The sequence below is a fragment of the Streptomyces lushanensis genome (assembly GCF_001700515.1).
In the GTDB taxonomy this organism is placed as follows: Bacteria; Actinomycetota; Actinomycetes; order Streptomycetales; family Streptomycetaceae; genus Streptomyces; species Streptomyces lushanensis.
Window position 1 is genome coordinate 1 of sequence record NZ_MAUD01000217.1, and the last position, 22173, is coordinate 22173.

Below are 22173 nucleotides of genomic sequence, written 5' to 3' on the forward strand. Positions count from 1 at the left end.
CCCGGTCCCTCCGGCGACCGCGCGTCCGGATAGCGGCGCGGTGTCCAGACGATCTCCTCCCGGTCGCCGGAGGGACCGGGTACGCCGGGCCGAAGCGCACCGGACCCCGGCGCCTCGGACCCCGGTCCCTCGGACCCCGGTCCGGACCCGGGCCCGGTCCCGGAGAGCTGACGCAGCCACGCGACCGCCTCCGCCGCGCTGCCCACCACGGCCACGCCCTCCGGCGTAGGCGGCCGGCGGACGACGACGACGGGCAGTGCGGCCTCACGGGCGGCGGTGAGTTTGGGCGCGGTGGCCGCGCCGCCGCTGTCCTTGGTCACGACGGTGTCGATGCGATGGCGGCGCAGGAGTTCCCGCTCCCCGTCGAGCGTGAAGGGACCACGGTCGAGGACCGTCTCCATACGGGCGGGGTACGGCGGTTCGGGCGCGTCCACGGACCGTACGAGGAACCACAGCGCGTCGAGGCGGGCGAAGGCGGCGAGCCCCGTCCGTCCGGTGGTGAGGAAGACCCGGCGTCGGCGCCCGGGAAACGACGGCAGCGCGGCCAGCGCCTCGGCGGCCTGCGTCAACGAATCGACCGGATGCCAGTCGTCGCCCGCGACCGGCACCCACGAGGGACGGCGCACCGCCAGCAGGGGAACATGGGCCCCGGCGGCGGCGAGCGCCGCGTTCCGACTGATCGTCGCGGCGAAGGGATGGGTGGCGTCGATGAGCGCGTCCACGCGATGCTCGCGCAGCCAGCGCGCCAGCCCTTCGGCGCCGCCGAACCCGCCGATCCGGATCTCTCCCGGCGGCGGTACGGGCCGGGTGACGCGCCCGGCGAGGGAACTGGTGACCCGGAGCCCGGGACCGTACGCACTGCCGGGACCGTACGTACCGCCGTGGTCGTACGTACCGCCGTGGTCGTACGTACCGGCGCCACGGTGGCGATACGTGCCGTCGTGGCCGTACAGGATCTCGGCGAGGCGGCGCGACTCGGTGGTCCCACCGAGGATCAGCACATGGAACGGTTCACTCATCGGCGGCGAGTCTTCCCTGTCTGAGGCGCACCACGAAGCGGACAACGAATACGACAAGGGGACCATGTGTCCGGCGGGCCAGGAACAGCGGGCGGGCGCGGAGCCCAGCTCAAGCACACGGGGCTACGGCACGGCTGGACGACGGGTGCGTGCGCGACGGCGGCGACGAGGGCGGCGTACACCGCCCTGCTGACGGCCCGGTTCCCCGACCCGGTGACGATCGTCCTCCCCAAGGGCCAGACACCGAGCTTCGCGCTGGCCGTGGCGGAACTGGCCGGGGAACCGCCCCGGGAGCCGGCCCGAGGACCGGCTCAGGGACGGTCCGGGGCCTGGGCGACGGCCGGGGTGGTCAAGGACGCGGGCGACGATCCGGACGTCACGCACGGCGCCCTGATCCGCTCGACCGTACGCCTGCTGCCGCCGGGCTCGGGCGTCGTCTTCCGCGCCGGTCCGGGAGTGGGGACGGTCACGCGCCCGGGACTGCCGCTGGCGGTGGGCGAACCGGCGATCAACCCGGTGCCGCGTCAGTTGATGCGCGCGCAGGTGGCGGAGGTGGCGGAGCTCCACGGCGGCACGGGCGACGTGGAGATAACGGTCTCGGTCGACAACGGCGAGGAGATCGCCCGCTCCACCTGGAACCCGAGACTGGGCATCCTGGGCGGCCTGTCCATCCTCGGTACGACGGGCATCGTGGTCCCGTACTCCTGCTCGGCCTGGATCGACTCCATCCGCCGGGGCGTGGATGTGGCCCGCGCGGCGGGCCGTACGCATGTGGCGGGCTGCACGGGCTCGACCTCCGAGCAGACCGTCCGCGCCGAATACGCCCTGCCCGAGGACGCCCTGCTGGACATGGGCGACTTCGCCGGCGCGGTCCTCACCTATCTCCGCCGCCATCCGGTCCCCCGGCTCACCCTCTGCGGCGGCTTCGCCAAACTCTCCAAACTGGCCGCGGGCCATCTGGACCTCCACTCGTCCCGCTCCCAGGTGGACAAGTCCTTCCTGGCCGGACTGGCCAGGGACGCGGGCGCGGACACCGCCCTGGCAACGGAGGTGTCCGAGGCCAACACGGGCCTGGCCGCGCTTCAGCTGTGCCGGTCCCGGGGCATCCCGCTGGGTGACATGGTCGCGGCGAGGGCCCGTGACGAGGCCCTGAGAGTACTGCGCGGGGCACCGGTGCTGGTCGACGTCATCTGCGTCGACAGAGCGGGCACGGTGGTGGGCCGCGGCGAGCCGAGGTAGGTCCTGCGGCGCGCCGGCCGTATGCGGGGGCGTACGTGCCGTACGCGCGGGGACTGCCGGCGGCGCCGCCCGCACGCGCGGGGAGCGGAGTTCCCGGCCTGTCCGTCGATGCGCGGATCGCGTCCACATCGTGCGCTCCTGCCGCGTCGGGTACGCGTACACCCGTCAGCACACGTGAGGGCGTTCCCTCTCCGGTGAGTACAGGTGGCTGTCCCGGAACTGTTCCGCTCCCAGCGTGCGGCCCACCATGATCACCGCCGTCCGCACCACGCCCGCCTCCTTCATCTGTGCCGCGATGTCGTCCAGCGTGCCGCGCAGGATCAGCTCGTCGGGGCGGCTGGCCATCGCGACCACCGCGACCGGGCAGTCCGCGCCGTAGTGCGGGAGCAGTTCCCGGACCACCCGGTCCACGTATCCCGCCGCGAGGTGGAGCACCAGCAGCGCGCCGCTGCGGCCGAGCGTCGCCAGGTCCTCGCCCTCGGGCATCGGGGTGGCGCGCTGGGCGATCCTGGTCAGGATCACCGTCTGACCGACCGTCGGCACCGTCAGCTCACGCTTCAGCGCCGCCGCCGCGGCGGCGAAGGCCGGAACACCCGGCACCACCTCGTACGGCACGCCCGCCGCGTCCAGCCGCCGCATCTGCTCCGCGACCGCGCTGAAGACCGACGGGTCGCCGGAGTGCAGCCGGGCGACGTCCTGGCCCTCCTCGTGGGCCCGGACCAGTTCGGCCGTGATCGCGTCCAGATCCATCCGCGCGGTGTCGATCAGCCGCGCGTCCGGCGGGCACTCGGCCAGCAGCTCGCGCGGAACCAGGCTGCCCGCGTACAGACACACCCCGCACGCGGCGAGCCTGCGAGCGCCCCGCACCGTGATCAGGTCGGCGGCGCCGGGGCCGGCGCCGATGAAGTACACCGTCATCGTTGACCTCCTGAGGGAACGTACGGAGAGCCCTGAGCCGCGTCCATGTCCACGCCCGCACCCGCGTCTGTGTCTGTGTCTGTGTCCACATCCGGGCCCGGGCTCGGGCCGGGGCCCTTGACGACCGCCCACTGCGTCACCGGCATCGCCTGCCGCCAGCCCGTGAACCCGCCCACCGGCACGGCGTGCGCGACCGCCAGCCGTACCAGTTCGCCGCCGAAGCGGCGGTACCGCTCGGCCAGCAGCGCCTCGGACTCCAGCGTCACCGTGTTGGCGACCAGCCTGCCGCCCACCGGCAGCGCCTCCCAGCAGGCGTCCAGCAGCCCCGGCACGGTCAGCCCGCCCCCGACGAACACCGCGTCCGGCACCGGCAGTCCCGCCAGCGCCTCGGGCGCGGCACCGGTGACGACCCGCAGACCGGGCACGCCGAGCGCCCGCGCGTTGCGCCCGATCCGTGCCGCCCGTGCCGGATCCCGCTCAACCGACACCGCGCGGCACGACCGGTGCGTACGCATCCACTCGACGGCGATCGAACCCGACCCGCCGCCGACGTCCCACAGCAGTTCTCCCGGCGCGGGCGCCAGCGCGCCCAGCGTGGCGGCCCGGACATGGCGCTTGGTGAGCTGGCCGTCGTGTTCGTACGCGGCGTCCGGCAGGCCCGGTACGGCGCCGAGCCGCACCGCGTCCGGCGAGCGACGGCACTCGACGGCGACGACGTTGAGCGGATCGCCGGCCGGCTCGGCCCAGTCCCGTGCGAGACCCTCGATACGCCGTTCCCGCTTCCCGGCGCCGAGTTGTTCGAGTACGTGCATACGGCTCGGCCCGAAACCCCGGTCCCGCAGCAGCGCCGCCACCTCGGCCGGTGTCGCCGCGCCCGCGCTGAGCACCAGCACCCGGCGGCCGTCGTGGAGGGCGGCGGCGAGCCGCTCGGCGGGACGGCCGACCAGGGTGACGACCTCCGTGTCCTCCACCGGCCAGCCGAGCCGGGCACAGGCGTACGACACGGACGACGGATGCGGCAGAACCCGCAGCGCCCCGGCCCCCACCACCTCGGCGAGGGTCCGTCCGATCCCGTGGAACATCGGGTCCCCGCTCGCCAGCACACAGATCCGCCGGCCCGCGTGGGCCGCGAGCAGCCGGGGGACGGCGGGCCGCAGCGGCGACGGCCACACCACCCGCTCCCCCACGCACTCGTCCTGCGGCAGGAGTGCCAGCTGCCGTGCCCCGCCGACCACCACCTCGGCCGCCCGCAGAGCCTCACGCCCCACGCCGGTGAGCCCCGCCCAGCCGTCGGCACCGATCCCCACGACGGTCACCACCTGCCCTGCGGTCACCGCCGGCAGGGACGAAGCGGAAGAGGGCGCTGCGCTCACTGCGATACACCTCTGTGCTTCTGAGCTGGGGAAAGACCGGCCCCACACTCTACTGTCCCGTCATCTCCAGCCCCCGGCGGGCCCGCGCGACTGACTACGGCGGGCCCGCGCCTCTCCGCGTCCGTCGTTCAGCCGGCGGTCCTCACCGGCGAGGTGACTCCATCGGCGTCCGCCCTCACGACGGAGGCGCCCCGGCCGCCGGGCTGGAGCACCCGTTCGGCCAGCGCGCCGAAGATCAGCCCGAAGGCCGTCCACAGCAGCGCCTGTACGGCGACCGAGGCCAGCCGGAATTCCCAGAGAAGAGCAGCCGGGAAGGTTTCCCGAACGGCATCGGTGTTGGCGGGCAGAACAAGACAGGCGACCGCCACGGCGACGACATAACCGCCGCCGGCGACGACGGACGCGTTCCAGTTGCCCAGCTTCGGAGCGAGCCTTCTGCCCGCGATGACGGCGACGACGGCCAGCAGCACGCTGAGCACGATCATCAGGAAGAACAGCGTGGTGCGCCGACCGATGGTGTCCGGGTTGCCCACCGCGGGCGGGGTCGCCGGATACTTCAGGAACGGCACCAGATAGACCGTGGTGAAGGCCGCTCCCGCGACCAGCGCCGCGGTCGCCCTCGGTCCGAATGCGCCGATCCTGCCCAGACAGACGGAGAAGACCAGCGAGGCGATTCCGCCCAGGGCCACTCCGTACACCAGGACACCGGTGGCCAGCCCGAACGTCGACTGGACCGGTCGGCTGACCAGTTCCTCCTCTTCTTCCGCGTGCTCGTGCGCCGATCCGGCCGCGGGCGCGTGCTCGGCCGCCGGCGCCGACTGGGTCTCCTCCAGCGCGATGGAGTCCCGAACGGAGGGCTCACCGGCCAGATACGCCAGCGCGAACGCGAAGAGCCCGGCCAGCACACCCGCGATCATGCCGCGGACCAGGAGGGTTCTGACGGTGGAGGCATGCATGTGCGTGATCTCCGTCAGCGCTCAGTGGCAGGGAAAGCCGAGCAGATGACGGCCGTCGTGCACCCATTCGTGCACACCCTCACCCGAGAACACCGACGTCGCGCCCTGCTCGGCGCCGACGAAGTAGAGCAGCACCAGCATCAGCGTGCCCACGAACACCGCCCACGGCAGAACCGCGCGCAGTGGAAGCGGGGTGACGTCGACACTGACGGGGGAAACAGTCGGCGGGGCTATGGCCTCAGCCATGGCGGAACCTCCCTCGGGAACTCGCGTCCCATTCGGTGGAGCTCGAACGACGGCCGTCGGGTCTGACTGACCGGATCCCGTCGCGCTGACGCGCGTACGACACCCGGCATACAGTGGCGCGACCGTGCCGGACTCTCACCGGACTTCCGTCCCGCCGTCGTGATATCGACGTGAAGGTATCGCGAACCGGCAGAAGGGCCAAGGGGTCCTCGACCGGCGCCGGCCTGCGACAACCGCCAGAACCCAAGCGAGGAGAGCCGTATGACGACCCGGGTGATGCTCATCTCACCGGCCATCAGCACGGCCCTGCGCGAGGCCCGCTTCCCGGCGAGCACCGACCTCGGCGCTGCGGAACCGACTCCGGACACCGGCCAGGACAGCGCCTCCGACGCCCTCGATCCCCTCGGGCTGCGCCAGGCCGAAGCCGTACGGGAGACCTTCCCGCGCGCCACCGCCCTCTATGTCTCCCCCTCCCACCGATGTCGCCGCACCGCCGAGATCCTCGGCCTGGACGCCAAGCCGCTGTCCGACCTCGCGCCCTGCGCGATGGGCCGCTGGCAGCGCAGAACCCTCGATGAAGTGGCCGCCGAGGAACCGGAGTCCGTGGCCGCCTGGCTCTCCGATCCCGCGTCCGCGCCCCATGGCGGAGAGTCCTTGCTCACCCTCCATACCCGTGTCGGCCACTGGCTCGACAACCTCGGCTCCGGCTCCGGCTCCGGCGAGGACCCGGGCGCGCGGGTCGTCGCCGTGGCGGAACCCGACATCATCCGCGCCGCGGCCGTCCACGCCCTCGGTGCCTCCCCGGGGTCGTTCTGGAGGATCGACGTACTGCCTCTGTCCCTCACCGAACTCAGCGGACGCACGGGCCGCTGGAACCTGCTCGGCGGCCGTCCCCTGCACACGCACACCGCCGCACCCTGAGGACCTCACCGAGGACCTCACGAGGGACCACGCGCTCGACCCCGGTGCCGTACACCCCGGCGAGGCCGGTCAGTGGCGTGCCTTGGCCCGGTCCAGCGCGGCGACACCCACCGCCGCCAGACCGATCTGGATTATCCACTCGATCCAGTCGGGACCGTCCGTGTTCGCGACACCGACGGCCGCCGCCAGAGCCGTACCGATCAGGGCCGCGACGATACCGACGACGATCGTCCACAGGATCCCGATGTGCTGGCGCCCGGGAACAACGAGCCGTCCCAGCACACCGATGACGATGCCGATCACGATGGCCGTGAAAATGCCGGAGATCTCCATGTCCGCCCCTTCTCACCACGTTCGCCGCCGTTCGCGGTGTCTGCCAGAACGTCTGCCCGCCGAATACACGTTCAGTCCAGGAGTGCGATAGTTCGCCAGTTCGGTTTGAGGAACACGGACGGTGGAAGGGCGAACGACCGCAGAAGGTCCGTGGAAGGACTGCGAAGGTCCGCAGCGGTCCGTGGAAGGACCGGAAGGTCCATGGACGGACCGCGGAGGGACCGCGGAAGGTCCCGGGACGCTAGGGGCGACTCTCCAGTACGGGTCACGTCCCGTCGCGGCCAGCAGCACCTCGAACGGACCGGCGTCCTCCGCCACCGGCACCGGCTCCCCGAAGCCCCCCCCGACAGGTCGACGGGCGGAGCCGGCCTCCGAACTCGGCTACAGCGACCAGGCCCATCTCGTGCGCGACTTCACGGCGACGGTCGGGGTACCGCCCACGGCGTACGGCCGCTCGGGCCTCTGAACCGTCCGCCTCCACGCCCCCGCGCACAGCTCCGGCTCATGTGTCAGACCCGCGTCCTACAGTGCTGGACATGGAGATCAAAACACCGCAAGTGCGGCTCGAACCGTGGTCGGAGGGCGATCTCGGCCTTCTCCGCGCGGCGAACGCGCCCGAAATGATGACCCATCTCGGCGGCCCCGAGACGGAGGAACAGCTTGTGAAACGGCACAGACGGTATGTCGATCTGAACGCGGACCGGACGGGCAAGGGCCGTATGTTCCGCGTCGTGCTGCTGCCCGGCGGTGAGTCGGTCGGCGCGATCGGTTTCTGGGAGAAGACCTGGCAGGGACAGGAGGTGTACGAGGCGGGCTGGGGAATCCTCACCGCGTTCCAGGGGCAGGGCATCGCCGTCGCCGCGGCCACGGCCGTGGCGGAACAGGCGCGGGCCGAGAAGAAGCATCGCTATCTGCACGCTTTCCCGTCCGTGGGCAATCCGCCGTCGAACCGGCTGTGCCGCAAGGCGGGCTTCTCCCTCCGGGGCGAATGCGACTTCGAGTTCCCGCCGGGGCAGGTGATGCGCTGCAACGACTGGCGGCTGGACCTCGGGACCGACATCGGGCCCGGCCCCGAAACCGCCGAAACCGCCGCAGCCGAATGACACCACGCCTGCCCCGCCGCCCCGGAATGGCCTGGCCCGCTCCCCGCCTCCAATGACATCCTGACGGCGTGAACGGACCGGAGATCCAGATCAGCTTCGCCCCTGAGCTGCGCCTCTTCGTGGCGGCCGAGCGGCGCCAGGGACGTACGACCGTGGTCACCGACGGCAAGTCCACACTCGGCCATGACGTCGAATCGCTCGGCGTCCCCCTCACCGAGGTCGGGGCACTGCTCGTCGACGGCCGCGAGGTGCCTGTCGCGCACATCCCCGCCGCGGGCGAGACGGTCGAGGTACGGGCCGTGAGCCGACCGCAGCATGTGCCGGGCGCGCCCCTGCGCTTCCTGCTGGACGTCCATCTCGGCACGCTCGCCCGACGGCTGCGGCTGCTGGGTGTCGACGCGGCGTACGAAAGCGCGGACCTCGGGGATCCGGCGCTGGCCACCCTCTCCGCCGCGGAGCGCCGCGTGATGCTGTCCCGGGACCGCGGGCTGCTGCGGCGGCGCGAGATCTGGGCCGGGGCGTACATCTACAGCGACCGCCCGGACGACCAGCTCCGGGACGTACTGGAGCGCTTCGCGCCCGCCCTCGCGCCCTGGACACGCTGCACCGCCTGCAACGGCGAACTGGGCCCCGCCGACAAGGACTCCGTCCAGGAGCGGCTGGAACACGGCACACAGCGTGCGTACGACGTGTTCGCGCAGTGCCGGACCTGCGGCCGGGTGTACTGGCGGGGCGCGCACCACGCCCGGCTGGCGGCGATCGTGGAGGAGGCGGTACGGGAGTTCGGCGACGCGGCGGCATAGCGGCGGAGCCGCGCGCGACCGCCGTGGCGCTGCCACCCTGCTCCGTCACCACGTCACCACGTCACCACGTCACCCCGACGCCTCCGCGTTCACCCGCGTGGCAGGCTGTTCGCATGCTTGTGCTCCGCTCCGTCACCCTCTTCCTGCTCGCCGCCGTCTTCGAGATCGGCGGCGCCTGGCTCGTCTGGCAGGGAGTGCGCGGTGACGGCGGCGGAGGTGGCGGCCGGGGCTGGATCTGGATCGGCGCCGGAGTCATCGCCCTGGGCGCGTACGGCTTTGTCGCGACGCTCCAGCCCGACGGCGAGTTCGGCCGCATCCTCGCCGCGTACGGCGGGATCTTCGTCGCGGGCTCGATCGCCTGGGGCATGGTCGCCGACGGCTACCGGCCGGACCGCTGGGACGTGACGGGAGCGCTGGTGTGCCTGGCCGGTATGGCACTGATCATGTACGCGCCCCGCAGCCACTGAACCGTCGGCCGCGCGGTCCCGCGCACGACCGGCGCCCCGCGCGACGGCCGGCCTCACGCGGTCCTCACCGGCGCCCCGTGCCGCAGTCGGCTCACGCGGCTCTCACGCGCGGGGCCGCCCACCGGTCCGTGCTTCGGACGAACGGCACGCCCGCCCGTCCCTCCTGCCTATCCTGACCCCACATCGATCACACGCGCGAGGAGTACGTCATGACCGCCGCGGGGACCCCCATCGCCGTCATCACCGGAGCGAGCAGCGGCATCGGTGCCGCCACCGCGCGGCAACTCGCCGCGGCCGGCCATCACGTCGTCGTCACCGCCCGCCGCAAGGACCGTATCGAGGCGCTCGCGGCGGAGATCACCGCCGCGGGTCATCTCGCCACCGCCTTCACCCTCGATGTCACCGACCGCGCGGCCGTCGACGCCTTCGCCGCCGGGCTCAGCGGCTTCCCGTCCGTGAACGTCCTGGTCAACAACGCCGGTGGCGCGCTCGGCGCCGATCCGGTGGCCACCGGCGACCCGGCCGACTGGCGTCAGATGTACGAGACGAACGTCCTCGGCACGCTGAACCTCACCCAGGCCCTGCTGCCCGCCCTCACCGCGAGCGGCGACGGAACGGTCGTCGTCCTGTCCTCCACCGCCGGTCACGGCACCTATGAGGGGGGTGCGGGTTATGTGGCCGCCAAACACGGCGCCCATGTCCTCGCCGAGACCCTCCGCCTGGAAATCGTCGGCACTCCGGTCCGGGTGATCGAGATCGCTCCCGGAATGGTCAAGACGGAGGAGTTCGCGACCACCCGCTTCCACGGCGACACCGAGAAGGCGGCGAAGGTCTACGCGGGCGTCGCGGAGCCCCTCACCGCCGACGACGTGGCCGACACGATCACCTGGGCGGTCACCCGCCCCAGCCACGTCAACATCGACCTCCTGGTGGTCCGCCCCCGCGCCCAGGCGTCCAACACCAAGGTCCACCGAGAACTCTGACCCCCCGGACCCCACCACCGAGGAAGGCGGGCTCCGTCGGCCGGACGCGAGCCCGCCGCGCACGGCGCTGAGCCTTCACTCGGCTCAGCCCTTCAAGGCTCAGCCCTTCGAACGGCCCGGTCCCGCACACGACCCGGTCCCGCACACGGCCCGGTCCCGCACACGGCTCAGCCCTTCACGCAGATGACCTGCTTGAGCTTCTCCACCACCTCGACCAGGTCCCGCTGCTGATCGATGACCTGCTCGATCGGCTTGTACGCGGCCGGGATCTCGTCCACCACACCCGCGTCCTTACGGCACTCCACGCCCCGCGTCTGCTCCTCCAGATCCCGTGTCGAGTAGCGCCGCTTCGCCGCGTTCCTGCTCAGGCGCCGGCCGGCGCCGTGGGAGGCGGAGTTGAAGGCCGCGGTGTTGCCGAGTCCCTTGACGATGTACGTGCCCGTGGCCATGGAGCCGGGGATGATCCCGTAGTCGCCGGAACCCGCGCGGATCGCGCCCTTCCGCGTCACCAGCAGATCCATGCCGTCGTACCGCTCCTCGGCGACATAGTTGTGATGGCAGCTGATCTCCTGCTCGAACGTGACCCGGGCCTTCTTGAACTCCTTGCGGATCACGTCCTTCAGAAGCCCCATCATGATCGCGCGGTTGTACTTCGCGTACTCCTGCGCCCAGAAGAGATCGTTCCTGTACGCCGCCATCTGCGGGGTGTCCGCGACGAAAACGGCCAGATCACGGTCGACGAGCCCCTGGTTGTGCGCGAGCTTCTGCGCCACTCCGATGTGGTGTTCGGCCAGTTCCTTGCCGATGTTCCGCGAACCGGAGTGGAGCGTGAGCCAGACCGAGCCCTGCGAATCGACACTGACTTCGAGGTGGTGATTTCCCGCGCCGAGCGTTCCCATCTGCTTCGTGGCACGTTCCTCGCGGAATTTGACCGAATCGGCCACTCCCCCGAACCGCTGCCAGAAGTCGTCCCAGCCCGCCGTCGGGAAGCCGTGCATCCGGCCCGGGTCGACCGGGGTGTCGTGCAGACCGCGGCCCACCGGGATGGCCTGTTCGATCTTGGAGCGGAGGCGGGAGAGATCGCCCGGCAGATCGTTCGCCGTCAGGGACGTCTTCACCGCCGACATTCCGCAGCCGATGTCCACGCCCACCGCCGCCGGGCAGACCGCGCCGTGCATCGCGATCACCGAACCGACCGTCGCGCCCTTGCCGTAGTGGACGTCCGGCATGACGGCCAGGCCCTTGATCCAGGGCAGGGTGGCAACATTGTGGAGCTGCCGCATCGCGCCCTCGTCGACCGCCGCGGGATCCGCCCACATACGGATCGGGACCTTCGCGCCCGGTATCTCTACATACGACATAACCCCTCGATTCCCCCGAAAGTCTGAATAACGCAAAAACCGGAACCAGGGCCGTCAAAGGAGACAGCCGACCAGCGTCGACGGCGGTGCGTGCGATAGACATTGTGTCCATCGACCGTCATCCGGCGGCAAGCAGTTTTCGCGCGGAACCCCGCGCGGAACCCCCGTACAGAAGGGAGCCCGGGACCGTGCAGCCCAAGGCGCGACACGCGTACCTACCCGGCCTGGCGGCGCTCCTCGTGGCGGTCGTCGCGGGTTGCTCCGGCGGCGGCGCGGACGGCGGCTCGGCCGCCGACCCCAAGGCGGGCAGTCCCACCGCCGCGACCGCGGCAGCCCCCGGCAAGTACCGCACGCTCCGCGAGCCCTGCGGCGCCGTACCGCGCTCCATGCTCAAGGATCTGCTCCCCGGCGCGGCCTCGCTCCCCGAGGACCAGCAGACGAAGGTGTACGGGGGCACCGCCGCCGTGACGTACGACACGGACCGCCGCGTCGGCTGCAGCTGGAAGGCCGACGGCGCCGACGCCTCCCACCAGCTCGTGATCGATCTGGAACGCGTGGTGTCGTACGACCCGGCCGTGAGCGACGACGACCGGGCGCAGGAGGTCTACACGAAGAAGGAGACCTCCGCCGCGCTGCCGCCACCGAGCGGCACGAGCACCGGAACCACGCCCGGTACGGCCGGCGGGTCGTCCCCCGCCACCGGATCGGCCACCGATCCCGGGAACGGCGGCCCCAAGAACGGCGACCCCGACGCCGCCGGCTCCGGCACCGGCGCGAACCCGAACACAACGACACAGACCGGCCCCTCCGCGCCGACCGTTCCCTCCGGCGGCACCTCGCCGTCGCCCGGAACGCCCGGAACGGCGGGATCGCCCTCCGAGACCCCGCCCGCCGAGGGCCTGGAGCCCCGCATCCTGGACGGCCTCGGCGACGCCGCCTTCCTGGACGACGTCCTCGCGCGCTCCGGTTCGGCCGCCCAGCACCGCACGGTGAGCGTGGTGTTCCGCACATCCAATGTGATCGTGACCGTCCGGTACACCGAGCAGCCCGCGCTCGCCGGCGGCGCGCCCGACAGCGGAGAACTGCAGGACAGGGCGCAGGAACTGGCCAGGACACTCGCCGAAGAGCTCGACGAGTAGCGGCTCCGTCCGCCTCCCCCGGCCGCTCGCCGGCCGGGGACGACCCCGGCTCCGGGAGGGTCCGGGGTTGGCTCCGGAACGGTTTCCGGCCCCATGGCCGCGGCTCGCCGGTTACCGTGGCCGATCGGACCGTACGAAGAATGGTCGTACGAATGACCGGCCGAACGAACGACCGAGTGAAGGAACCATGCACCGATCAGCCTCGCGACTCACCCGCATACTCGCCTGCGCAGCCGTTCCGGTGATGCTCGTCGTCGCCGGCTGCTCGTCCGACCCGGGCGACGGCAGCGGCGACGCCGACGGCTCGTCCACGAGCCCGACCGCCCGGCCGTCCGCGACCGTCGCCCCGGCCAAGTTCACCGGGCTGCCCGACGCCTGCGCGACGCTCGGCCGCAAGACGATCGACTCGCTCGTGCCGAAGGCCAAGATCAAGGGCGGTTCGGCCGGCAAGTCCAGCGACATCACCGCGCGTGCGAGCTGCTCGTGGAACGGTCTGGACGACAACGGCGTCAAGGGCTCGCAGTACCGCTGGCTCGATGTCTCCCTGACCCGTTACGACTCCGACGTGACGCTCGGCAGCGGCGCCGAGCGCGCCACCGAGTACTACACGAAGGAGCTCGCGGGGGCCAAGGGCACGGAGGGCGCCAAGGAGCTCAAGGCGGCTCCGGCGAGCGGTATCGGCAGCGAGGCGACGACGATCACGTACTCGCTCACCAAGACCGGCGAGGACTTCGCGTACGCGACGGTCGTGGCCCGCACGGAGAACGTCGTCGTGACCCTGACCTACAACGGCGCGGGCTACGCGGGCGCGAAGTCGCCCGGCGTCGCCGACATGTCGAAGGACGCCGTGGCGGCGGCCAAGGAAGCGGTGACGGCCGTGTCCGTCGGCTCCGGGCAGACGCCCGCCACCGGTGAGTCCGCCGCCCAGGAGTCCGCCAAGGCCGAATAGGCACACGGCGCGCACAATCCGTGGAGCGGATGCGGATCCCGCGGTCACGAAACGAACTCCACGGTTCCGCGACCGCGCCCGCGCCGGGTGTTTTCTCCGCTTTTCCACGGGGCCCGGCCCTCTTCCGAGGGCCCGGCTCCGCTCCCCGCGCCACGCCATGCGCACACATGTGCCAGGCTGTGCCCGCCGGATGTCGGCCGTCGGGTACCGATTGTCGAGTACCTGACCGACTGCCCGACGTCGAACACGGCGTCACCGGGCGCCGCACGGCGTCATGAGGAGTCGATTACGGGAGGGGATCGCGGGTGGCCGCGATGCAGCTCACACGCACGCACCGGATACTCATCGGAGTCGTGGTCTTCGGAGCGGTCATCATCGCCGCTATCGGCTTCGCGGGGTCCTACGCCGCCGTACGCGAACTCGCGGAGGAGAAGGGCTTCGGGCAGTTCGCACTGGTCTTCCCGATCGGTATCGACGCGGGCATCTGCGTCCTGCTCGCGCTCGACCTCCTGCTGACCTGGATCCGTATCCCCTTCCCGCTGCTGCGCCAGTCGGCATGGGTCCTGACCACCGCCACCATCGCCTTCAACGGCGCGGCGGCCTGGCCGGACCCGCTGGGCGTCGGTATGCACGGGGTGATCCCGCTCCTCTTCATCGTCTCGGTCGAGGCCGCGCGGCACGCGGTCGGCCGGATCGCGGACATCACCGCCGACAAGCACATGGAGGGCGTGCGGCTCACCCGCTGGCTGCTCTCGCCCGGCCCCACGTTCATGCTGTGGCGCAGGATGAAGCTGTGGGAGCTGCGGTCGTACGAACAGGTCATCAAGCTCGAACAGGACCGGCTCATCTACCAGTCGCGCCTCCAGGCCAGGTTCGGCCGCAACTGGCGCCGCAAGGCCCCCATCGAGGCGCTGATGCCGCTGCGGCTCGCCAAGTACGGCGTACCGCTCGCGGACACCGCGCCCTCGGGTCTGGCCGCCGCCGGTATCGAACCGGTGCTGCTGCCGCCCGCGCCGCAGAAGCCCGAACTCCCGCAGGCCCGCGCCGAGATACCCGCCGACCCCGGAACCCAGACCCAGGCCCAGCCCCAGACACAGGCCCAACTCCCGGCCCAGGCGCAGACAGCAGCGCCCGCACCGGGGCCCCAGCAGGTCCAGCAGGTCCAGCAGCCTCAGCCGGTCCAGCCTCAGCCGGTCCAGCCGCAACAGGTCCAGCCACAGCAGGTTCAGCAGCAGAACCGGCAGGGCCAACAGCCGCAGCCCCAGCAGCCGCCACAACCCCAGCAGCCCTACCAGCAACAGCAACAGCCCGATGCCGAGCCCCAGTTCGCGGTCGATCCCCCGAACCACATCAGCCCGTGGTTCGCGGCGCCGCAGGTCCCGGAGGGCCCGTACGAGGGCGCCTACAACCCCACGTTCGTGGAGGGCTTCGAACCCACGCCGGTGATGATCCCCCAGGGCCCCGCGGGTCCGGTACGCCGTCCGCTCGGCGGAGCACCCGGGCAGCGCGGGCCGGTGCAGGCCCAGCAGCAGCCCGAACCCGACGAGGCCGCTCCCCCCGCCCCGGACCAGGAGCAGTCCGAGGAGCTCTCCGCTCCGAACCTGCCCGACGACGTCCCCCGGGAAGAGGCGTACTACACGGCCTTCAAGAAGTACATCAGCGAGAACAACGTCTTTCCCACCACCCGGCAGTTCGGCCTCTACCTGATGGACCTGTACAGCATCACCGGACGCAACGGCGGCCCGCTGTCCGACAGTTCCCTCCGGCCCTATCTGCGCGACTTCCCCCTCCGGTACCAGGCGGAACTGGACGAGGAGCACATCGCGTGAACGGGAAGCCGCGTACGCGGGAAATCACCTGAGCGGGGAAGTCACCTGAGCGGGGAAGCCGCCCGAGCGGGAAGCAGGGACCCGACTCCCCGCCTCCCGCCAAGCAGACTCACGCGGTCCCGCAAACCCGTACTCCCGTAGTCCGCACGCCAGGGCGAGCCCCGGCGGCGGGCTCAGGCGCCGAGCAGCTTCCGCACCCGGTCCGCCCCCACCGCCAGCAGCAGCGTGGGAAGCCGCGGCCCGGTGTCCCGGCCCACCAGCAGCCGGTAGAGCAGCGCGAAGAACGACCGCTGCGCCACCTTCAGCTCCGCCGTCGGCTTGGCGTCGGGCTCCAGGCCCGCCAGCACCTTCGGCACCCCGTAGACGAGCGTGGTCAGCCCGTCCAGCGACCAGTGGCCGTCCAGCCCCTCCAGCAGCAGCCGCAGCGACTCCCGCGCCTGCTCGTCCAGCGAGTCCAGCAGCTCGTGGTCGGGCTCGGAGCGCACGATCGTCCGCGCCTCGGCCGGCACCTGGCTGGTGATCCAGTTCTCGGCGCGGTCCAGCCGGGGACGCGCCTCGTCGAGCGAGGTCAGCGGACGCGCCGGGTCGAGCTCGCTCAGGATCCGCAGGGTCTGCTCCTCGGCACCGGCCGTGATGTCCACGACCGAGGCCAGCGTGCGGTACGGCAGCGGGCGCGGCGTGCTCGGCAGGGCGCCGGCGGCCGTGCCCGTGGCGCGCGCGTACGCCGAGGCGTCGGCCGGCAGCACGGAACCGTCCGCGACCTTGCGCTCCAGCGCGTCCCACTCGTCGTACAGCCGCTGGATCTCCTGGTCGAAGGCGATCTTGAACGACTGGTTGGGCCTGCGCCGTGCGTAGAGCCAGCGCAGCAGCGGCGCCTCCATGATCTTCAGCGCGTCGGCCGGGGTCGGCACCCCGCCCTTGCTGGACGACATCTTCGCCATCCCGGAGATCCCGACGAACGCGTACATCGGGCCGATCGGCTGCACCCCGTCGAAGACCTCGCGCACGATCTGCCCGCCGACGACGAACGACGACCCCGGTGAGGAGTGGTCGACACCGGACGGCTCGAAGATCACGCCCTCGTACGCCCAGCGCATCGGCCAGTCGACCTTCCAGACCAGCTTGCCGCGGTCGAACTCGCTCAGCCGCACGGTCTCGGAGAAGCCGCACTCGGAGCAGGTGTACGTCAGCTCCGTCGTCGCGTCGTCGTAGGAGGTGACGGTGGTCAGGTCCTTGCCGCAGCCGCCGCAGTACGGCTTGTACGGGAAGTAACCGGCCGAACCGCCGCTGCCGTCGTCCTCGGCGGCGGCGCCGGAGCCCTCCTCGGCCTCCAGCTCGGCCTCCTCCACCTGCTGACGGCCGCCCTTGGCCTGGGCCGGGACCTTGCCCTTCGCCTGGTCCCCGGTGCCCGCGCCGTCCTTGGTGGCAGCCGTACCGTCCTTGGTGTCCTTGGCCTTCGTCCGGTACCGGTCGAGGATCGCGTCGATCTCGGCGCGGTGCCTCATCGCGTGCAGGATCTGCTCGCGGTACGCCCCCGACGTGTACTGCTCCGTCTGGCTGATCCCGTCGTACTCGATGCCCAGCTCGGCCAGCGACTCGGTCATCGCGGCCTTGAAGTGCTCGGCCCAGTTCGGATACGCCGATCCGGCGGGCGCCGGCACCGACGTCAGCGGCCTGCCGATGTGCTCGGCCCAGGACGTGTCCGTACCGGGAACGCCCACGGGCACCTTGCGGTACCGGTCGTAGTCGTCCCAGGAGATGAGGTGCCTCACCTCGTGACCCCGCCGGCGGATCTCGTCCGCGACCAGGTGCGGGGTCATGACCTCGCGCAGATTGCCCAGGTGGATCGGGCCCGACGGGGAGAGTCCGGACGCGACGACGACCGGTTTGCCAGGCGCACGCCGCTCCGACTCGGCGATGACATCGTCCGCGAAACGGGAGACCCAGTCGGTCTCTGTGCTCTGAGCCACGGTCGGCACGTCCTTCTTTCTGCTACGCCCTGCTGAGGTCCGGCGGCCATGAGGAACCGGTGACCCTCATTGTCCCAGGTCCCTCGGACAGAGCGAAAACGCCTTGAGAGCCCATGGGATACTGGTACATGCTCCGAGAGCTCGTACGGCCGCCCGGACACGCCCGGACGGTGGTACGGCGTCGCGGACACCGGCTCGGGGATCGGCTCGGACAGCTCTCCTGGCAGCCGACCACCCAGCACCATCGCACCACCAGCACAGCCCCACAGCCCCGTCACCGTCCCACCGCAGCTCTCCGCACCCGACAGGAACGGCACCCGCCCATGGCCTCGGTCACTTCCCTCGCTTCGACCGTCGATGAGCGCATCGCGGACGCCCTCTCGGCAGCTCTGCCGGAGGCCGGCTCCGCGGACCCGCTGCTGCGCCGAAGCGACCGGGCCGACTTCCAGGCCAACGGCATCCTGGCGCTCGCCAAGCAGCTCAAGGGCAACCCGCGTGAGCTGGCGACGCGGGTCGTCTCCGCCCTCACCGCCGCCGACGCTGCCGCCGGGTCCGCCGGCTCCGATCGGACCGTCCCCGCCGTGATCAAGGACATCGAGGTCTCCGGCCCCGGCTTCCTCAACATCACCGTCACGGACCGGGCGATCGTCGAGACGCTCGCGGCCCGCGCGGCGGACAGCCGGCTCGGTGTGCCGTACGCGGAGCAGCCGGGCACGACGGTGATCGACTACGCGCAGCCGAACGTGGCCAAGGAGATGCACGTCGGCCATCTACGGTCGGCCGTGATCGGCGCGGCGATGGTCGAGATCCTGGAGTTCACCGGCGAGAAGGTGATCAGGCGCCATCACATCGGCGACTGGGGCACCCAGTTCGGCATGCTCATCCAGTATCTGATCGAGCACCCGCACGAACTGGACCACAGGACCGGCTCGGGCGCCCCGACCGGCGCGGACGGCGCGGGCGCGGACACGTCCGTCGACGGCGAGACCGCGATGTCGAACCTGAACCGGCTCTACAAGGCCTCGCGCGCGCTCTTCGACTCCGACGAGGAGTTCAAGGCACGGTCCCGCGACCGGGTGGTGGCCCTCCAGGCGGGTGACGAGGAGACCCGGGCCTTCTGGCAGCGGTTCGTGGACGAGTCGAAGATCTACTTCTACTCGGTCTTCGACAAGCTGGACATGGAGATCCACGACGCCGACGTGGTGGGCGAGTCCGGCTACAACCACATGCTGGAGGAGACCTGCCGCATCCTGGAGGAGACGGGCGTCGCGGTCCGCTCCGAGGGCGCGCTCTGCGTCTTCTTCGAGGACGTGAAGGGACCCGACGGCAATCAGGTCCCGCTGATCGTCAAGAAGTCCAACGGCGGTTACGGCTACGCGGCCACCGACCTCTCCGCGATCCGCGACCGGGTGCTGAGCCTGGACGCGACGACGCTGCTGTACGTCGTGGACGCGCGGCAGTCGCTGCACTTCAAGATGGTCTTCGAGACCGCGCGGCGGGCCGGCTGGCTGAACGACAGGGTGCACGCCGTGCAGCTCGCGTTCGGCACGGTCCTCGGCAAGGACGGCAAGCCGTTCAAGACCCGTGAGGGCGAGACCGTACGGCTGGTGGACCTGCTGGACGAGGCGGTCGACCGGGCGACGGCGGTCGTCCGGGAGAAGGCCGAGAAGTCCGGTCTCAGCGAGCGGGAGATCACCGAGAACGGCTGGCACGTCGGTATCGGCGCGGTGAAGTACGCGGACCTGTCGACGTCGGCGGTACGGGACTACAAGTTCGACCTGGACCAGATGGTCTCGCTGAACGGCGACACGTCGGTCTACCTCCAGTACGCCTACGCCCGTATCAAGTCGATCCTCCGCAAGGCGGGCGGCACCCGGCCCGCCGCCCGTCCGGAGCTGGCGCTGGCTCCGGCGGAGCGGGCGCTGGGTCTGCATGTGGACGAGTTCGGCGAGGTCCTGGCCGAGGTCGCGACCTCGTACGAGCCGCACAAGCTGGCGGCGTATCTGTACCAGCTCGCGTCGCACTTCACCACGTTCTACGACCAGTGCCCGGTGCTCAAGGCGCAGACGCCCGCCCAGGTCGAGAACCGTCTGTTCCTGTGCGACCTGACGGCCCGCACGCTCCAGCAGGGCCTGGCCCTGCTCGGCATCCGGTCGCCCGAGCGCCTCTAGGGCCTCCAGGGCCTCTCGGTCGGTCTGCGTCGCGGACGCGTCCAGCGCGGCAAGCACGTCGCGGTGAGCGCGTCCCCGACGCTTACCGGAGGGTAAGTATCTGACCGAATAGTCGGTACTTGCCCGTCCAGGAGCCCGGAACGAAGATCAAGAGCATCCCGAGACACGACCCCCTCCAGGAATCCTCCAAGGAGCACATCGGCATGCCCACGCACTCCGTCCCGGCGTCCTCACCCCCGGCCGCTCCGGTCCCGGCGTCCTCGGTCCCGGTCCCGACAACCTCGGTCCCGACCACCCCGGTCTCCGTCGTCTCCACCACCTCCGTCTCCGTCCTCGGTCTCGGCATGATGGGCTCCGCCCTCGCCGCCGCCTTCGTCCAGAACGGCCACTCGACCACCGTCTGGAACCGCTCGGCCGCCAAGACCGGCCCGCTCGTCGCCCAGGGCGCCCTGCCCGCCGAGACCGTCGCCGCGGCCGTCGAGGCGAGCCCGCTGATCGTCGTCTGTCTCACCACGTACGACACGGTGTCCAAGGTCCTGGAGCCCGTCGCCGACCGGCTCGCCGGCCGGACCGTCGTCAACCTCACCAACGGCACCCCCGCCCAGGCCCGTGAGTTCGCCGACTGGACGGCCGCGCGGGGCGCGGAGTACCTCGACGGCGGGATCATGGCCGTCCCCCAGATGATCGCGGGCCCGCGGGCGTACATCCTCTACAGCGGCCCGCGGCCCGCCTTCGACGCCCACCGGGAGACGCTGGCCGTCCTCGGCGGTACGAGATACGTCGGCGCCGATCCCGGTCTCGCCGCCCTCTACGACCTGTCCCTGCTCGCCGGCATGTACGGCATGGTCGCGGGCGTGGTCCAGGCCTTCGCCCTGATCCGTACGGAGTCCATCCCGGCCGGCGAGTTCGCCGAGCTGCTGGTGCCCTGGGTCGGCGCCATGCTGGACGGCGCACCCCACTGGGCCGAGGCCATCGACTCGGGGCTGCACCTCACGAACGTCTCCAGCCTGGCCGTGAACCAGGAGGCGTTCCCCAATCTCCTCGCCGCCTTCGCCGCCCAGGGTGTCAGTGACGAACTCTTCACGCCCTTCCAGGCGCTGCTCGACCGCGCGATCGCCGAGGGGTACGCGGACGACGGCCTCTCACGCCTGACCGGACTGCTCGACCGACGGCGGTAGGCCGGTACGGCCCGCCTGGGCCGGCTTCCGGTCGGCCCGCTTCGGCTCCCCCGGCCGACCAGGTCGACCCGGTCGGCCGCACCGCGCGCGATCGGCCGAGCCCTCGATCGTCCGGCCGTCCGGGTCAGCGCGCGCCGAGCTTCTCCGCGGCCTCCGTGGCCCAGTACGTCAGGATCATGCCCGCGCCCGCGCGCCTGATCCCGGTCAGGGTCTCCATGATCGCCGCGTCGCGGTCGATCCAGCCCTTCTCCGCCGCCGCCTCGACCATCGCGTACTCACCGGAGATCTGGTACGCGGCGACCGGCACGGCCACCTCCGAGGCGATACGCGCCAGGACGTCCAGATACGGCAGGGCCGGCTTGACAATCACCATGTCGGCGCCCTCTTCGAGGTCGAGCGCCAGCTCCCGCAGGGCCTCCCGCACGTTGGCCGGGTCCTGCTGGTACGTCTTGCGGTCGCCCTTCAGCGCGGAGCCCACGGCCTCGCGGAACGGGCCGTAGAAGGCGGACGAGTACTTCGCCGTGTACGCGAGGATCGACACGTCCTCCTTGCCGATCGTGTCCAGGGCCTCGCGGATCACGCCGATCTGGCCGTCCATCATGCCGCTGGCGCCCACCACATGGGCGCCCGCGTCCGCCTGGACCTGCGCCATCTCGGCATACCGTTCGAGGGTCGCGTCGTTGTCGACACGGCCCTGCGCGTCCAGCACACCGCAGTGGCCGTGGTCGGTGTACTCGTCCAGGCACAGGTCGGACATGACCAGCAGTTCGTCGCCGGTCTCCGCCCGTACGGCGCGGATCGCGGCCTGGAGGATGCCCTCGGGGTCCGTGCCCGCCGTACCCGCCGCGTCCTTCGTGCTGTCCTCGGGGACGCCGAAGAGCATGATCCCGGAGACGCCCGCCGAGGCAGCCTCCACCGCCGCCTTGCGCAGGGTGTCCAGCGTGTGCTGGACGACACCGGGCATCGCGGCGATCGGGACGGGCCGCTCGATCCCCTCTCTTACGAAGGCGGGGAGGATGAGATCCGCCGGATGCAGGCGGGTCTCCGCGACCATCCGCCGCATCACCGGGTTCACCCGCAGCCGCCGGGGCCGCGCGCCGGGAAAGGATCCGTACACAGTCATCGCCTGCCGCCTCTTGCGCCTCTGGGTTCCGCTTCATCGGGGCCGGGCCGGGATCCGGCCGGCCGTCGGACCACCTTCGACCATAGCCCCAG

General features: G+C 71.4%; 19 protein-coding genes and 2 pseudogenes. 12 read left to right on the forward strand and 9 right to left on the reverse strand.

Going from position 1 to position 22173, the window contains the following annotated elements; translation table 11 throughout:
* Nucleotides 1-161: 161 nt before the first annotated feature.
* Nucleotides 162-1019: pseudogene (locus BFF77_RS18855) on the reverse strand (cobalt-precorrin-6A reductase); the annotation flags it as partial.
* 66 nt (nt 1020-1085) lie between these two features.
* Here BFF77_RS18855 and BFF77_RS18860 point away from each other — a divergent pair.
* Entirely contained in the window at nt 1086-2258 is a 1173-nt protein-coding gene (locus BFF77_RS18860) for a cobalt-precorrin-5B (C(1))-methyltransferase (RefSeq protein WP_245703583.1), read from the forward strand.
* A gap of 165 nt (nt 2259-2423) precedes the next feature.
* On the opposite strand, the gene cobM is transcribed toward BFF77_RS18860, so the two are convergent.
* The 4 genes from cobM to BFF77_RS18880 form a co-directional block, all read right to left on the reverse strand.
* Nucleotides 2424-3176, reverse strand: a complete 753-nt coding sequence (gene cobM / locus BFF77_RS18865) for a precorrin-4 C(11)-methyltransferase (RefSeq protein WP_066951125.1) — start codon at nt 3174-3176, stop codon at nt 2424-2426.
* Nucleotides 3173-4510 (reverse strand): precorrin-6y C5,15-methyltransferase (decarboxylating) subunit CbiE, encoded by a 1338-nt coding sequence (cbiE, locus tag BFF77_RS18870; RefSeq protein WP_079125290.1) that lies wholly within the window; start codon nt 4508-4510, stop codon nt 3173-3175. Before cbiE ends, cobM begins: the two co-directional genes overlap by 4 nt.
* Nucleotides 4511-4677: 167 nt before the next feature.
* Nucleotides 4678-5505, reverse strand: coding sequence for a CbtA family protein (locus BFF77_RS18875; RefSeq protein ID WP_066951128.1), 828 nt, complete (start codon nt 5503-5505; stop codon nt 4678-4680).
* Nucleotides 5506-5526: 21 nt separating this feature from the next.
* Nucleotides 5527-5751: a CbtB domain-containing protein gene (locus tag BFF77_RS18880; RefSeq protein WP_066951131.1), complete on the reverse strand. Its 225-nt coding sequence runs from the start codon at nt 5749-5751 to the stop codon at nt 5527-5529.
* A gap of 261 nt (nt 5752-6012) precedes the next feature.
* Between BFF77_RS18880 and BFF77_RS18885 the strand changes: the two genes are divergently transcribed.
* The gene (locus BFF77_RS18885; RefSeq protein ID WP_066951134.1) at nt 6013-6672 is read left to right on the forward strand and encodes a histidine phosphatase family protein; all 660 of its coding nucleotides are present in this window, start codon (nt 6013-6015) and stop codon (nt 6670-6672) included.
* 69 nt (nt 6673-6741) lie between these two features.
* On the opposite strand, the gene BFF77_RS18890 is transcribed toward BFF77_RS18885, so the two are convergent.
* Nucleotides 6742-7005 (reverse strand): GlsB/YeaQ/YmgE family stress response membrane protein, encoded by a 264-nt coding sequence (locus BFF77_RS18890; protein ID WP_066951136.1) that lies wholly within the window; start codon nt 7003-7005, stop codon nt 6742-6744.
* 367 nt (nt 7006-7372) lie between these two features.
* Here BFF77_RS18890 and BFF77_RS36915 point away from each other — a divergent pair.
* From BFF77_RS36915 to BFF77_RS18910, 5 genes and pseudogenes are all read left to right on the forward strand, one after another.
* A pseudogene (locus BFF77_RS36915) lies at nt 7373-7471 on the forward strand (AraC family transcriptional regulator); the annotation flags it as partial.
* 70 nt (nt 7472-7541) lie between these two features.
* Nucleotides 7542-8108, forward strand: a complete 567-nt coding sequence (locus tag BFF77_RS18895) for a GNAT family N-acetyltransferase (protein ID WP_066951186.1) — start codon at nt 7542-7544, stop codon at nt 8106-8108.
* A 68-nt stretch (nt 8109-8176) separates the two neighbouring features.
* Complete coding sequence (locus BFF77_RS18900) at nt 8177-8911, forward strand: Mut7-C RNAse domain-containing protein (protein ID WP_066951139.1); 735 nt, start codon at nt 8177-8179, stop codon at nt 8909-8911.
* A gap of 113 nt (nt 8912-9024) precedes the next feature.
* Nucleotides 9025-9378 (forward strand): YnfA family protein, encoded by a 354-nt coding sequence (locus BFF77_RS18905; RefSeq protein WP_066951141.1) that lies wholly within the window; start codon nt 9025-9027, stop codon nt 9376-9378.
* A 209-nt stretch (nt 9379-9587) separates the two neighbouring features.
* Nucleotides 9588-10361: an SDR family NAD(P)-dependent oxidoreductase gene (locus tag BFF77_RS18910; protein WP_066951144.1), complete on the forward strand. Its 774-nt coding sequence runs from the start codon at nt 9588-9590 to the stop codon at nt 10359-10361.
* Nucleotides 10362-10528: 167 nt separating this feature from the next.
* Here the strand turns inward: BFF77_RS18910 and BFF77_RS18915 are convergent, their stop codons facing one another.
* Nucleotides 10529-11722, reverse strand: a complete 1194-nt coding sequence (locus BFF77_RS18915; RefSeq protein ID WP_066951147.1) for an RtcB family protein — start codon at nt 11720-11722, stop codon at nt 10529-10531.
* A 188-nt stretch (nt 11723-11910) separates the two neighbouring features.
* Between BFF77_RS18915 and BFF77_RS18920 the strand changes: the two genes are divergently transcribed.
* The 3 genes from BFF77_RS18920 (at nt 11911) to BFF77_RS18930 (ending at nt 15639) form a co-directional block, all read left to right on the forward strand.
* Nucleotides 11911-12861, forward strand: coding sequence for a hypothetical protein (locus BFF77_RS18920; RefSeq protein ID WP_066951149.1), 951 nt, complete (start codon nt 11911-11913; stop codon nt 12859-12861).
* Nucleotides 12862-13048: 187 nt separating this feature from the next.
* On the forward strand, nt 13049-13810 hold the full coding sequence (locus BFF77_RS18925) for a type 2 periplasmic-binding domain-containing protein (protein ID WP_211280265.1): 762 nt from the start codon (nt 13049-13051) through the stop codon (nt 13808-13810).
* Nucleotides 13811-14115: 305 nt separating this feature from the next.
* Nucleotides 14116-15639 carry a DUF2637 domain-containing protein gene (locus BFF77_RS18930; RefSeq protein WP_066951155.1) on the forward strand — a complete coding sequence of 508 codons (1524 nt, stop codon included), beginning with the start codon at nt 14116-14118 and terminating at the stop codon, nt 15637-15639.
* 173 nt (nt 15640-15812) lie between these two features.
* Here the strand turns inward: BFF77_RS18930 and lysS are convergent, their stop codons facing one another.
* Nucleotides 15813-17618, reverse strand: a complete 1806-nt coding sequence (gene lysS, locus BFF77_RS18935) for a lysine--tRNA ligase (RefSeq protein ID WP_066951158.1) — start codon at nt 17616-17618, stop codon at nt 15813-15815.
* Nucleotides 17619-17932: 314 nt separating this feature from the next.
* On the opposite strand from lysS, the gene argS reads away from it, so the two are divergent.
* Nucleotides 17933-19780, forward strand: a complete 1848-nt coding sequence (gene argS / locus BFF77_RS18940) for an arginine--tRNA ligase (RefSeq protein ID WP_066951161.1) — start codon at nt 17933-17935, stop codon at nt 19778-19780.
* Between the two features lie 203 nt (nt 19781-19983).
* Nucleotides 19984-20958 (forward strand): NAD(P)-dependent oxidoreductase, encoded by a 975-nt coding sequence (locus tag BFF77_RS18950; protein ID WP_079125292.1) that lies wholly within the window; start codon nt 19984-19986, stop codon nt 20956-20958.
* Nucleotides 20959-21082: 124 nt separating this feature from the next.
* Here BFF77_RS18950 and hemB read toward each other — a convergent pair whose 3' ends face one another.
* Nucleotides 21083-22081, reverse strand: a complete 999-nt coding sequence (gene hemB / locus BFF77_RS18955; protein ID WP_066951170.1) for a porphobilinogen synthase — start codon at nt 22079-22081, stop codon at nt 21083-21085.
* Nucleotides 22082-22173 lie beyond the last annotated feature (92 nt).

Coding starts and splice junctions, on each gene's coding strand:
- cobM (WP_066951125.1), bottom strand. CDS start 3,176: ATGACGGTGTACTTCATCGGCGCCGGCCCCGGCGCCGCCGACCTGATC.
- BFF77_RS18875 (WP_066951128.1), bottom strand. CDS start 5,505: ATGCATGCCTCCACCGTCAGAACCCTCCTGGTCCGCGGCATGATCGCG.
- BFF77_RS18880 (WP_066951131.1), bottom strand. CDS start 5,751: ATGGCTGAGGCCATAGCCCCGCCGACTGTTTCCCCCGTCAGTGTCGAC.
- BFF77_RS18885 (WP_066951134.1), top strand. CDS start 6,013: ATGACGACCCGGGTGATGCTCATCTCACCGGCCATCAGCACGGCCCTG.
- BFF77_RS18890 (WP_066951136.1), bottom strand. CDS start 7,005: ATGGAGATCTCCGGCATTTTCACGGCCATCGTGATCGGCATCGTCATC.
- BFF77_RS18895 (WP_066951186.1), top strand. CDS start 7,542: ATGGAGATCAAAACACCGCAAGTGCGGCTCGAACCGTGGTCGGAGGGC.
- BFF77_RS18905 (WP_066951141.1), top strand. CDS start 9,025: ATGCTTGTGCTCCGCTCCGTCACCCTCTTCCTGCTCGCCGCCGTCTTC.
- BFF77_RS18910 (WP_066951144.1), top strand. CDS start 9,588: ATGACCGCCGCGGGGACCCCCATCGCCGTCATCACCGGAGCGAGCAGC.
- BFF77_RS18915 (WP_066951147.1), bottom strand. CDS start 11,722: ATGTCGTATGTAGAGATACCGGGCGCGAAGGTCCCGATCCGTATGTGG.
- BFF77_RS18925 (WP_211280265.1), top strand. CDS start 13,049: ATGCACCGATCAGCCTCGCGACTCACCCGCATACTCGCCTGCGCAGCC.
- argS (WP_066951161.1), top strand. CDS start 17,933: ATGGCCTCGGTCACTTCCCTCGCTTCGACCGTCGATGAGCGCATCGCG.
- BFF77_RS18950 (WP_079125292.1), top strand. CDS start 19,984: ATGCCCACGCACTCCGTCCCGGCGTCCTCACCCCCGGCCGCTCCGGTC.
- hemB (WP_066951170.1), bottom strand. CDS start 22,081: ATGACTGTGTACGGATCCTTTCCCGGCGCGCGGCCCCGGCGGCTGCGG.